The sequence below is a fragment of the Crocinitomix catalasitica ATCC 23190 genome (genome assembly GCF_000621625.1).
GTDB lineage: Bacteria > Bacteroidota > Bacteroidia > Flavobacteriales_D > Crocinitomicaceae > Crocinitomix > Crocinitomix catalasitica.
The window spans coordinates 22,763-36,489 of the sequence record NZ_JHXV01000022.1; the positions used below are offsets into that span (position 1 = coordinate 22,763).

At 35.7% G+C, this 13,727-nt stretch carries 7 protein-coding genes; 1 reads left to right on the forward strand and 6 read right to left on the reverse strand.

The annotated features are described in order from the left end of the window. Positions 1-11: 11 nt before the first annotated feature. From arsS to T367_RS0112995, 6 genes are all read right to left on the reverse strand, one after another. A complete protein-coding gene (gene arsS, locus T367_RS0112970) occupies positions 12-1,067 on the reverse strand; it encodes an arsenosugar biosynthesis radical SAM (seleno)protein ArsS (RefSeq protein ID WP_027420239.1) in 1,056 nt (351 codons plus the stop codon). Between the two features lies 1 nt (position 1,068). Beyond that, positions 1,069-1,404, reverse strand: coding sequence for an arsenosugar biosynthesis-associated peroxidase-like protein (locus T367_RS0112975; RefSeq protein WP_027420240.1), 336 nt, complete (start codon positions 1,402-1,404; stop codon positions 1,069-1,071). A 132-nt stretch (positions 1,405-1,536) separates the two neighbouring features. Then, positions 1,537-5,496, reverse strand: coding sequence for a T9SS C-terminal target domain-containing protein (locus tag T367_RS0112980; RefSeq protein ID WP_027420241.1), 3,960 nt, complete (start codon positions 5,494-5,496; stop codon positions 1,537-1,539). Between the two features lie 78 nt (positions 5,497-5,574). Further along, a complete protein-coding gene (locus T367_RS0112985; RefSeq protein ID WP_027420242.1) occupies positions 5,575-6,474 on the reverse strand; it encodes a histone deacetylase family protein in 900 nt (299 codons plus the stop codon). A gap of 11 nt (positions 6,475-6,485) precedes the next feature. Then, positions 6,486-7,733, reverse strand: coding sequence for an MFS transporter (locus T367_RS24015; RefSeq protein ID WP_051568542.1), 1,248 nt, complete (start codon positions 7,731-7,733; stop codon positions 6,486-6,488). A gap of 49 nt (positions 7,734-7,782) precedes the next feature. Continuing rightward, positions 7,783-9,540, reverse strand: a complete 1,758-nt coding sequence (locus tag T367_RS0112995) for a DUF255 domain-containing protein (protein WP_027420243.1) — start codon at positions 9,538-9,540, stop codon at positions 7,783-7,785. Positions 9,541-9,724: 184 nt separating this feature from the next. Between T367_RS0112995 and T367_RS0113000 the strand changes: the two genes are divergently transcribed. Further along, on the forward strand, positions 9,725-13,726 hold the full coding sequence (locus T367_RS0113000) for a hypothetical protein (protein ID WP_027420244.1): 4,002 nt from the start codon (positions 9,725-9,727) through the stop codon (positions 13,724-13,726). Position 13,727 lies beyond the last annotated feature (1 nt).

A 13,727-nucleotide genomic window follows, 5' to 3' on the forward strand; every position in this document is an offset into this window, starting at 1 on the left:
TTTAGGATTCACTAAGCTGTTGTTCCTTGGCAGCTAGATCCAGCACCAGCAGTACAACCAAAACAATGCTGATTGACGCTAATTTCACGCTTGCTTAATTTATCAATATCAAAAGTTGAAATATGTGATCCATTTGCTGCAGGAATTTTAATATCAAGCATTTGATTAAAATCACAATCAAACATATGTCCATCCCAATCAATACTTATTGTATTTCTGCACATCAAACCATCAATAGCTGAAGGGTTAAAAGCATTGACAAGCTTCACCATATAATCAACAAAATTCTCTGACTTTACTAAATAATCTAAGAATCTACTGATAGGTAAATTTGTAATTGCCAGGAGGCTATTAAATTCAATGTCCCAAGACTTACTCAATTCTTTTTTGAAATCACTTTCCAATTCCATTTGATTGCCTGGTAAAAATGCCCCTGCAGGATTGTATACAAGATCTAAAATTAATCCTGTTCCCGGTTTACCGTAACCGACAGCATTAAGCATTTTTAAAGCTTTAATAGATTTGTCAAAAACACCGTTTCCACGTTGCTTATCTGTTTTCTCAGATTTATAATAGGGAAGAGAACTCACAACACGAACATCATGTTCTTTAAAAAATTCGGGAAGATCGTTATACTTTTTATTCGCAACGATAATAGTTAGATTACACCGTACAATTATTTCTTGGGCACCTGCTTTTTTAAGCTCAGTAACAAACCATCTAAAATCTGGATTCATTTCTGGTGCACCACCGGTCAGATCGATTGTTTTAAAATTATGTTTACGCACCAAGTCAACACAAATTTGCATATTGTCTCTGGTCATAATCTCTTTTCTGTCCGGACCTGCATCAACATGACAATGGGCACATGTTTGATTACACATATAACCCAAATTAATTTGGAATATCTCAAGATTTGTTGGTTTTAAGGGAAATTGATTGTTTTCCTTTAAATGCGCAGTAAAGCTTGAATTTCCCGAATCATAAAATAATGGCCCATTAAGAAGATCTAATTGAGCGTCAGTTTCTGATAAGGTATGTGCTTGTGCTTTAAGTGATTTAATCATATTACATTGAAAGTTTTTTGGCTTTATTCATCATTTGTACTCCATGTACGAGAGAAGCGCCACCTCGGATTGCACTGGCAACATGAACAGCTTCCATCATTTCAGCTTCGGAGCATCCTTTTCCTAATGTTTCTTGCGTATATGCGTCAATACAATATGGACATTGAACAGTATGCGAAACCGCTAATGCGATTAGCGCTTTCTCCCTTTCGGTTAAAGCACCTGCCTTAAAAACTTCTCCATAATAATCAAAGAATTTCTTAGCTAAATTCGGTTCGAAATCAGCGATGTTTCCAAACTTTCCTAAATCTGCGGGATCGTAATATGTCTTTTCCATAATTAACTTTTTGTTTTGATCGATTAAATTATATTTTCCTTACAAAAATCTTTTATACAATAAAAAAGTAGGTAAACTTTACCTACTTTTTATGTATTCAAAAATATAAATTTATTGTTGATTTTTAGTCTTCTATTCTTGGCTTATAATGGTAACCGTGCTTTGACCGCTAAATTTTTCACCATTGTCTGCTTCTCCTTCGTATTTATAAAAATAAACACCATCAGTACAAGGTTTTCCTTTTTTAGTTTTTCCGTCCCAAGTATCAGTAATATCATCGAATTCTGCAATTGTGATTCCCCATCTATCAATTACAACACAATAAAAGTTTTTAACTGCATCAGACCTGTAAACAAATGTAAATTCGTCATTACTGCCATCACCATTTGGGGTAAATACATTGACATTTTCAAAAACCATTGGATCGTAGACAACAATGTTTTTACATAAGGTGTCTTGACAACCGTTCTTGTTCATAGCAATCAAACAAACTTCATAAATTCCACCGTCTGCATATGTTGTATCATAAGTTTGACCTAAACTATGAGAGATAATCCAAGGATTAAAATCGTGATTAAAATTCCATAAAAAAGTAGTGTCAGCCAATGGGTTATTCGGATTGGCAAAATTACTAGACTCGTTAGTGAAATGGACAGTTACAGGAGCTGTACCTTCATAATCAGTTGTGAATTCGAGTGATGTAGGTGTAAAGGCTGCTCGTGGATTTAAAGAATCTAAAACGATACTTCTTATCAATTGACAACCGTTGGCATCCGTAACAGTTAATTGGTAAGTCCCTGGATTTCTTCCGCCCCAAGTTGAATTATTAGTTGTTTCTAAATTGCCTAAATTCTCCCATTCGTAAGTAAAATCGGGTGTACCACCAGCTGCAGCACCTTTAACGACACCGTTTCCTCTTTGGTAGTTATACAATCTACAATATGCAGGTTCTGTTGTAAATTCAACCATTCGAATTGAATCGGGTTGTGTAATTCTAAAATCGATGTCTCTTGAACATCCATTTTCATCTGTAATTTGTACGATATAAACACCAGCACCCATATTGAATGAGCTATCTGCAAATAATCCTCCAATACCAGCCGGATTTGGATTCCATGTATAACTAATGCGGTCATAATCTCCTTGCGCATTTAATACAGGATCAACCACGACAGTACCCGTTTCATCACCATAACATTTAGGATGTGTAAGCGTAAGTTGAGCATTAATTTGAGGCGGATCGAGTAATTCTACAAATCCACTACTTTCACAACCGTCACCTAAACTCACAGTATAATAATAGATTCCAGAGGTCAGAGAATTTGCAGTATTTGTACCTTCTAGACTTTTACGGATGCCTTCTTCGTCTGTTATAATAATGGTTGCATCTTCACCTCCTCCAATAATATCTATTGTAACGGAACCATCAGAGAAACCAAAACATGTTGGTCGATTAAAAATAACATCAATTGGCGCTTCACCAATAACAATATCTTCGGTTGTAGTGGCGATAGAACCACAAAGGTCGTCACCTGCATTTAGTGTTATAGTATAAACGCCTGCACCGGTATATACATGACTAAAAGTTGAATCCGTATAAGTGTTTCCATCACCCATATCCCAGAAATAAGGAACGCCACCTGTTCCTGTGCTTGATACGGTAACTGTTTGCGTAGCACAATCTATTTCATAAATGAAATTTGCAGTTGGATCGATTGCCGCACCAACTACTATTGTAATGTAAGTTGTGTCTGAAGTTAAACAACCTTCAGGATCGTATGAAATTAATTGCACTTCATAAGTACCTGGATCAACAAATGTGTGCGTAGGTTCAAAAGTATCTTCTGTTGGTGAACCATCATCAAAATTCCATTGATAACTAACACCAGCACTTTCATTCATAAAATCTACTGTGAAAGGCGCACATCCATTGGTTGATGGACTCGCTTCAGCATCTGCTTTAACATGTGCTATTCCGAAGTCAATTTTAAAGATACCAACATCCCAGCCTGGAGCTGTAGTTGCGTGAGCACCAGGTGTTGTTGTGAAAAGACCAATAACACAAACCGCTTGATAAACGATTCCAGTTGACGGGTCAAAACGACTGGTACCACCATCGACATGATCGGCAGTATAAAGTGTTGAAAAAGTCAAGTCTGTTGCATCGGGTTCAAGAACACCCAAATAAAAACCGCCAGTATCATATAAATGATCGTCTGTTAAAGGCAGTGCGCCTCGCGCAGAATGACCTGAGAAATAAATGTATCCACAATCATCAACCATAAAGGCTATAGGAATGAAATTCGCGCCACCAGCACCAATTACTGTTGCCAATTCTAGACTTGCTAAAGTCGGATCTAATCGGGCAATGAATTGGTGACTATCATCGTTCGAATAAACACCGTCAGTTACTGGTGAGGTGCCTCCTTTACTTAAGCCATAAATATAAATGGAACCGTTGACATCAATATCTACAAAATAAGCAAAATCAATATTGTCTGTACCCCAATACGAACTGTATTCAACAGCTGTCCCATCAGCGATTAGTTTTAAAACAAAAGCATCACTCCCGCCTCCTTGGTATGTCGATTGATAACCAGTTGCTGCAATAAATTCGTTTTGTGTTCCGCCTGAAACATATACATCTCCATCGTTGTCTAATCTTAATCCTAAACCAACATCCTGCATTGTACCGCCTAAATATGTTGACCATAATAAATTGCTTAAATCAGGATTTAGAGAAAAGACAACGGCATCAACACTGCCGCCAAATGTAGATTGATAAGCGCCTCCAGTTACTGGAAAATCAGCTGAATTTGAACATGATGTAACATAACAATTGCCAAGGTCATCAATAATTATCTCTCCTCGGTAATCATCTCCGTAGTGCCCCGTTAAAGGGTTTCTACCGTCAATATTTGCGCCGCCAATATAAGTTGAACCAATAATGTCTGATCCGTCATTATTTAAATGTGTTACAATAATATCAACATCTGCTCCAGTGGGTCCATCCGAACCATATGCATCGTCGCTAACAGGAAAATCGATTGAATTACTTGAACCAAATACATATAATTCATTGTTATCATTGACCACCATACTATGTGGATATTCAGAACCTGCTCCACCTAAATGTGTTGCATAAATTAAAGTAGTACCATCACCAGATATTTTACTAATTGCAATGTCAGTGCTGCCACCGCCATTACTTGTTTGAAAAGCCCCAACAGTAGCAGGGTATCCTGAACCAAAATTAATGGCACCGGTATACATGTCTTCGTTTTTATCGAATGTGGCACAATGCCCATAATTTGTTCCTGTCGATCCTGATAAGGTTGCACCGACTAATTCTGGATCAATGACCAATTCTTTTGTTTTGTCATAACCTGCTGGTAAAATAAAGCTGATAACAGATTCATTCAATTGAAAATGACATTCAACTTGTATTTCTTTGCCGTCAATTATTTGATAAGCATAAGGTGCAAATTCGGTAAATTCACCAATACTTGTTCGAATTTTAATGTTTCCATCTTCTAATCGTATACCATCATCTCCGTTGTACAACATTTTTATACTGGAAGGATCAATATTTGGTTGAACAATAAAATCATATTTTAAATTGCTGCCATTACTGTATACCATTAAATCAATTCCATTATACAGCCCTAAATAATTCACTTGATCGAATAGAGGTACGTGACTTGCCCATTTAGATTTATCTTGGCCTATAAAATAATTATGGTATCCAGGTAATTTATTTACGCCTTCTGTAATTGTGATAGGTGTATTTCCAATGAATTTCATGTTCCATGCATGACCTCTGAAGTTAAATGATTCAACATCAGCATTGCCGTCATGTTTAGAATGATGAAATGCTTCGAGATCGTCATTGTGCATTTGCGTAAATGTGATTCCATCTTTTTCAAGGAATAAAGCGCCATTGCCAAAACCCGTTTTAAAGAGCACTTTATTGTTCCATTGACCTTGGTTGGAAATATAAGCTAAACCTTTCGGATTTTTTATGGGGCTTTGTGCCCAACTTACTTGTGTTGAAATAAAAAGGATGCAAAATATCTGGATTAAAAACTTCATAAGATTGAGTTAAGTTAGGTATAGACGTTAAATAACAGCATATTGTTGCACAATAGGTTGAGACTAAACTATTCGAATTTAATAAAAAATATCCTTAGCGACTTCAAATGTATTGGCATGTGCATCAATGATATCCTTAATATTTGTGGAATAACCGCCACCCATGCTTACTGCCACTGGAATATTTTTTGATTTACACCAATTAAATATTTTTTCATCCCGTCTTTTAGATCCGTTTTTCGTAAGCCCTAATCTTCCAAGTTTATCTGTTGCTAGAATGTCAACACCACTCAAATAAAGAACGATATCGGGTCGTATATTGTCAATTAATGTTGGAATAATCTCCATGGCATGTAAATATGCATCGTCTTCAATTCCGTCTTCTACAGGCAGGTCGTAATCAGACTTTTCTTTTTTTAATGGATAATTGTGTTCGCCATGCATACTAAAAGTAAAGACAGCATTATTATTAGCAAAAATATTAGCTGTCCCATTTCCTTGATGTACGTCAAGATCAATGATCATTACTTGATTGACTAATTTCTCAAATAGCAATTCGTTTGCGGTTATTGCAAAATCGTTGAACATACAAAAACCTTCTCCTCTTTCAGCAAAAGCATGATGCGTTCCTCCAGCGATATTTAACGAAACACCTTCGTTAAGAGCGAATTTTGCACAGGCTAATGTACCGCTTGCAATATGTCGTCCACGTTCAACTAAACTTTCATGGAAAGGGAAGCCTAAAGCGCGAATTTCATGTCTACTTAATGTGCCATTTTTGAGTTTGTTCCAATATTCTGGAGTATGTGTCCGTATGATTTGTGTTTCTGTCAATGCAATAGGATGAAAGAAGTCATCCTCAGTTACAATTCCATTGTGTAATAATTGAGCTGGAAGTAAGTCGTATTTATCCATTGGGAAACGGTGACCTTCAGGAAGTTTATTATAGGTGTAAACAGGACTGTATGCTATTTTCATATTACTCAATCCTAATTAGCAATTTGATTTTCAATCGCTTCATTTCTTCTTAGTTTCTTCCTACCCATAAATGCAATGATAAATGCTGTTAATGGCAATAAACTAATTAAATAATAAACTTCATATCCCATAAAAGTATATAATAAGGCACCAATTACAGGGAAAACTGCCATTGCAAACGAGTTGATAGATTCACTTATGCCCATTACTTCACCTTGTTTATTCGGATTAGCATGAATGGCAATAAGGCCGTTAAATGTTGGGAAACACAATGACAATCCTAAGTTCATTATATAATAAAACGAAATGTACAAGTATAAATTATCGGTAAGGGTGATACAAAAGAGCCCAATTACTGCGAAAAGCAATCCAATTAGTAAGGTGTTGAATTCGCCAAACTTTTTAATGAACCTTCTTGAAACAACAGCTTGATTAAAGGCGAGAAAAATTCCAACAACCAACATAAAGATGCCCAATTCCTTTTCGTTGAACTTAAATAAATCAATAATGAACAAGGCAATGGTTGAAATGTAGAAAGCCATCATGACTGAGAAAAAGAATTTTATCAAAAACAATAATTTGATAATTGGTTTGGGTTGAACGGATCTAATTCGACGTGTGATTAATATGCTCGCAAATATATTTTGTTTTTTCTTCTTGGCTCTTTTCTCTTTTGGAATAGATTCTTTTAACCATTTAAAAAGCGAGAACATCGTGATGGAAGAAATAATAATGGCTGCAATTATCGTTCCCGCAAAACCTATTGGTGTTGACGCTGTTAGTCCTCCAATTCCAGGACCAATTATCAAACCTAAACCTGCAATTCCACCTAAATAACCGAAAATATATGATTTTTCATCTCTGGTAGTTATATCAGCTACATAAGCATTGGTTACAGATACATTTCCTCCAGTTAATCCATCCAAGGCTCGTGACAATCCAATGATAATTAAAGCAAATGAAACACCGTAAACAGTAAAGTCTGGAATAGATAAGGCTATCAAAAAGATCACCCAACTCAATAATGTACCAGCTTGGCTGATTAAAAGAATGGGTTTTCTCCCTAAAATATCAGATTTAGCACCTAAATATGGTGCGCCTAAAAATTGAAATGCTGAATATAAAGTAAGTAATAAGCCATATACCCACTCAGGTGCGCCGTATTTTTCAACCACAAACGGAAGAATTGGCATTAAAATACTAACGCCTAAAACATTTACAAATGTTAAGAGGTAGGCAGGAATTAACTTTTTGTTCATTCTGGTACAAAGATAAACAATGCGACCTTAATTAATTCAACTATACCTTTTATATCTCGGTCAAAAAGTGTGTAAGAGCTGGTATCGTTGAAATTGGTGACGAACAAAAACTTGAGGTGCAAATGAAGAGTGTTCCTTTGTCTGCGGTTCCATAATAAAGTTCATTGTCTGCAGTCATTTTTCCCTTGATTAAGTTTTCAACTGTGATATATGAGAGCGTAGACAATAAGAATTGCTTGGTATAAGTATTACTCATCTTTTTTAATTCAATTGATTCGTCTATTATATGCAAAGCATGATACGGATCTTGGAAAATTAAAGTATGCGCCATTAATGCAGCAGATAATGTCGGTGCAGAATTTTCAATTCCTTTGTTTTCTATTTTTTCGAATAAAGACTTGGCGATCCTATTCCAATTTTTATCGGCTAAAACAGTTGCCAATTGCTCAATTGAACTGATATATTTAAGATTGTCTAAGCCAATAATAGGTGCTGGTAATGCAAGATTTCCTATCGCTGATACTCTTCCATTTTCTGTCTTAAAATTCGATTCAATTTTTTGTGCTAATGCTGCGCTCTTATCTAGATAAATAGATTTCTCAGTAATCCGAAAAGCCATTAATAATGCGTCCAGGAAATGACTGTTATCGGCAAAGGAAAATATCTTGTTATTATTTATTTCTCTTTTAAATAATCCGTCTTTTGATCTAAAATTATTTAAAATATAGGCAATCATTTCCTCTGATTTATTCAAATATTGATCGTCATTTGTTGCAATGTGTAGGTATAGCAAAGCCTTAATCATTGCTGAGTTTTCTTTTAAAAAGATTGACTTATCTACGGACGGAATTCCTTTCGCTAATCTGTCTGTTTCATTTAATTGATAATAATCCGCCGCATGTTCACCAGGGTTTAAGTCTGCATTCTGACTATTAAAGTACAACGCATTTTCACTGGCGAGAAAACGTTCACAATATGCTTGAACTCGAATAGCTGCGTTTAACGCGGTTGTATCTCCGGTTATGCCATAATAATGCGCGTACAATTCGATATAAAAAGCTTGAACACGCAATAATTTTTCGAAATGTGGATTCGTCCATTCATTTTTGGTTGAATATTGATAAACGCCACTCCATGTTTGATCTATGAGGTGGTATGAGTTTTTAACCGTGATGTCTAACCATTTTTTTATCAAACTATCTTGATGGTACTTGGCAAATCCATAATTGATTCCATCATAATCTAATAATTTATGGTTCCAGTTATAACCTCCTTTTTCATAATCTAAATTCGATTTAAAATTCTCGCTTAATTTTTCAACTGTAGGATCGCTTAAATTAGTTTTTGCTGGCTCATTTTTTAAAACAACAGGATTGGCAACTACCGACTTTAAAGCCTTAACGAATTTTGATTTTTCTTGGTATCCTTTCAGTTTTAATATTTCTTCACCTTTTTCATTAAAAACAATTAATGCTGGCCATCCCCATTTTTTATATTTAGCGTATAAGTCTGGTCTTTCATCTTGATCGGCTTTTGCAAGCACAAAATTATTGCCAATATAGTTTTTTACATTTTGATCGGCAAAAGTACTATCGTCCATAACATGGCACCAATGACACCAGTTGGCGCCAATATCTAAAAGCACAAATTTCTTATTCGCTGTGGTTTTGGTGAAAATATCTTGATCGAAAGCTTGCCAGTTAAGTGACTCAATTTCGGGAATGTTAGTCTTGCTAGTTTCGTTTGTGCAGCCAAATAAAATGATTCCAATGATTAAACAGCAGTAAAAAATATTATTTTTAGTCATTTATCTCTTTTTAAATAGATACGTTAAATAATGGTATTCAGATTTAAAGGAAGGACATATTTCTTTGACAATGTACTTGAATTAACCGAATAAATTGATTGACTTATATTTGGAGTTGTATATAATTCGAATATTTCTAAAAAAGAAGATTTAATTAAACCTTAAATTTTTTTAAATTGCACTTATGAGAAAGATTTATTTGGCGTTGCTTTTGTTTGTTGTCAATGGATTGATGGCGCAACCGTATGGAGGAAGACCAGCTGTGCATATTGAGGATAGAGCTGCAGGGTGTTCTCCTGCCTCGGCTGCCACTTATTTAGAGTTTAACAATGTAAAGGCATTGATTCTGTCCGGGGGGAATTTATGGCAAATTCCAGGTCAAAATAATTCTCAATACGAAGTGCCGAAGGGGTCTGGAATTATGGCCTTGTTTACTTCAGCCTTATGGTTAGGTGGAATTGATGTTAACGGTCAATTAAAAATAGCAGCTGTTAGATATAGAGACGGACAAGATTATTGGACCGGTCCTCTAACAGAAGATGGTGATGCCGAAATAGTGCCTGCAACTTGTAAAGAATACGATAGACATTATGTGGTTACACAAGATGAGGTGCGTCTCTTTGATGCTTGGTTTAGCGCTGGTTTGAAGGATGCAGAAGAAGGTACCAATACACAATCAGAAAATTTTCCAGAATATTCTATTCCAGAATCTATATTATCGTGGCCTGCTCATGGAGATACTGGATTAGGTCAAAATTATTATTTAGCTCCTTTTTACGATAGAAATGGGGATGGTACTTATGAACCAGAAGATGGAGATTATCCTTGGTATGATATAAATAAGGAATTGGACTGCCGTGTTGATAGAACAGTAACATTATATGGTGATCAAACCGTTTGGTGGGTGATGAACGATAAAGGAAACATTCATACAGAAACAGGTGCCGAACCTCTTGGAATGGAGATTCGTTGTCAGGCTTTTGCATTTGCAACTAATGATGAGGTGAACAATATGACATTTTACAATTACGAATTGGTGAATCGTTCGACACAAACTTTGTATGATACTTATTTTGGAGTTTTTGTTGATGGTGCATTAGGAGGACCTTTTGATGATTTTGTTGGTTGTGATGTCAGTAGGGGTTTGGGATATACGTATAATGGACGCGCAACCGATCCGGATGAAGGGGGATATTTAGGTTATGGTGAAAATCCTCCGGCAGCGGGGATAGATTTTTTTGAAGGACCTTATCAAGATAATGATTTTATAGATAATCCTCTAGTCGAAAATTTCTTCGAAGCGTCTACAAATAAAGGTGTGCCTTATGAAGGATTAGGAATTGGTTATGGTGATGGAATAGTTGATAATGAACGTTTAGGAATGAGCCGTTTTTTATACTATAATAATCTAGGAGGCGGTGGATTGACTGCCACGACAGATCCTCAAACAGGTCAAGATTACTATAATTATTTGAGTGGATATTGGAAAGACGGTACTAGATTCGTTTATGGTGGAAATGGTCATCCATCTGATCCAGATGCGAATGGAACAGTTATATCAAATTATATGTTCCCTGCAGATACCGATCCTATAGGTTGGGGTACCGGTGGTATTCCACAGCCATTATGGACGGAACAAAGTGCTGGAAATGTTCCTTATGATCGTAGGTTTGCACAGTCTTCCGGGCCATTCATTTTGCAACCTGGGGCAGTCAATAATATTACAACAGGTATTGTTTGGGCAAGAGCTGTTTCGGGTGATCCGTTTCAATCAGTTGTAGCCCTTCAAAAAGCAGATGATAAAGCACAGGCTTTGTTTGATAATTGTTTTAAAGTACTTGATGGTCCTCATGCTCCTAATTTATCTATTCAAGAATTGGAGAATGAGTTGATCTTTTCAATCTATAATCCTATTGGGTCAAATAATTTTGATGAAGATTATAAAGAATTGGATCCATTTATTGTGAATGTAGATGATGTAGAAGATTTTGATAGTTATTATTCATTTCAAGGATATCAAGTGTTTCAATTGGTCGATGAAAATATTTCCGCCTCAGAATTGGATGATATTAGTAAAGCAAGGTTGGTGTTTCAAACTGATATAAAAGATGATATTTCTAGGCTGGATAATTACGAATATAATGATGCACTTGGCCTATCTGTTGGCAATATTATGGTTGAAGGCGAGAATGAAGGAATTCGCCACTCATTTAATATAACCGAAGATTTGTTTGCAACAAGTAACCGAGATTTGGTCAATTTTAAACGTTATTATTATATGGTTATTGCTTATGCTTCAAATGAGTATAAAAAGTATAATCCTGATGATCCTTCAAAATTGGACGGACAGAAAAAGCCATATTTTGCGAGTCGAAAAGCTGCCATTGGTGAAGTGATTACTTACGAAGCAATTCCTCATTCACCGAATCCTGAGAATGGAGGAACCATTTCTGCTGTTGATTATGGTTATGAATTGCCAATTACACGAATAGATGGGTGGGGGAATGCAGGAAATTGGCTTGATATTTCTGAGAAATCAGAACAAGAAATACTGGCTCAAGGTAATACAGATGAACTTTCTTATAAATCGGGAGCTGGACCAATTGTTATAAAAGTTATTGACCCGTTAAATGTACCTTCAGGTAATTTTGAGTTGTATTTTACGGAGGATGTTGAAGGTAATCTTGAAGAATCAAATTGGTTTATTGTAAATAACGGAAGTACTGATACTATCTTTTCTAATAATACAATTGCTGCAGGGAATGAACAATTGATTCCTGAATGGGGATTGTCGGTGTGGATTGAACAAAGTACTTATACCAATACTATTTTAGGTTATTATAAATATAGAACTGTTCCAATTGGTGCAGAAATGGTTTTTGCCGATTCGTCTAAAAATTGGTTAACGGGTTATGAAGATACAGATGGATATGATCCGAGTAATTGGATTCGTTCAGGAGATTTTTCTCCAACAGAGGAACAATGCAATGGAACGAATTACTATAATCCCTGTTATTATAATGACAAAGACTTTGATTTAGAACAAGATTTTGAGGATTTATTAAGTGGCATTGTAGCACCATTTAATCTAGTCGGAAATAACTTTATTGGTATGCCGATTGGATATCCAGACGTTACTTATGATCCGGTTACCTTTAGTCCTTCTTCGTGGTTTAGTCCATCAGTCGTTCAAGCAAAGGTTAGTTTAGCAGATATTCATAGTGTAGATATTGTGTACACAAATGATAAATCAAAATGGACACAGTGTCCAGTCATAGAAACTGGCCATATTGCTGCGCAAGCGATTGGTGGTTCATCAATTATGAAATTAAGAACGTCAAATTCGTTAGATATTAATGGAAATCCTCTTGAAACAACCGGTATGAGTTGGTTTCCTGGATATGCAATTGATGTTGAAACAGGAGAGCGTTTAAATATGGCATTTGGAGAGAATTCATGGTACAATGGTGAAAACGGCGCTGATATGAAATGGAATCCTACTTCTCGAATTATGGAGGAGTTAAGTGGTGAGCCTATTATTGGTGGAGGGCATTTAATTTATGTTTTTGGTATTGGGGTTGATGATAGTGATATGCCTGGTTATGATAATGGAAAATGGCTTCATGAGCAATTACAGGTTGAGAATTTTTCTAGATATAGAGACGCATGGAAAAATTGTTTATGGGTCGTGCAACCACTCTTGCGTGAGGGTGAGACTTTATTGTCCTCTGACGTTAGAATGAAATTACGTGTTTCGCATCCATACCAAAAAAGAGAATTTACAGGAATTAATGACGGCATTCCAGCGTATAGATTTTCTACAGATGCTATAAAAACAATCACGAATAATGCTGAGACTGCGATCTCTGCATTAGATCAAATTAAAGTCGTTCCTAATCCTTATTATGCTTATTCTGATTATGAAAATAATCGAATAGATAACCGTGTTAAGATTACGAATTTACCAGAGAAGTGTACGATTAATATATTTAATTTACGAGGCGGATTGATTACAACAATAGAAAAAGATAATAGTTTAACTTTCGCTGATTGGACACTAAAAAATAGAGTAGGTATTCCTATTGCAAGTGGCATATATTTAATTCATGTGAATGTGCCAGGTGTTGGAGAGAAGATTGTTAAATGGTATGGTGTAATGCGTACAATAGATACCTTAAATTTTTAAG

Bases quoted from the DNA above. Each gene is read 5' to 3' on its own strand.
- arsS (WP_027420239.1), bottom strand. From the start codon at position 1,067: ATGATTAAATCACTTAAAGCACAAGCACATACCTTATCAGAAACTGAC.
- T367_RS0112975 (WP_027420240.1), bottom strand. From the start codon at position 1,404: ATGGAAAAGACATATTACGATCCCGCAGATTTAGGAAAGTTTGGAAAC.
- T367_RS0112980 (WP_027420241.1), bottom strand. From the start codon at position 5,496: ATGAAGTTTTTAATCCAGATATTTTGCATCCTTTTTATTTCAACACAA.
- T367_RS0112985 (WP_027420242.1), bottom strand. From the start codon at position 6,474: ATGAAAATAGCATACAGTCCTGTTTACACCTATAATAAACTTCCTGAA.
- T367_RS24015 (WP_051568542.1), bottom strand. From the start codon at position 7,733: ATGAACAAAAAGTTAATTCCTGCCTACCTCTTAACATTTGTAAATGTT.
- T367_RS0112995 (WP_027420243.1), bottom strand. From the start codon at position 9,540: ATGACTAAAAATAATATTTTTTACTGCTGTTTAATCATTGGAATCATT.
- T367_RS0113000 (WP_027420244.1), top strand. From the start codon at position 9,725: ATGAGAAAGATTTATTTGGCGTTGCTTTTGTTTGTTGTCAATGGATTG.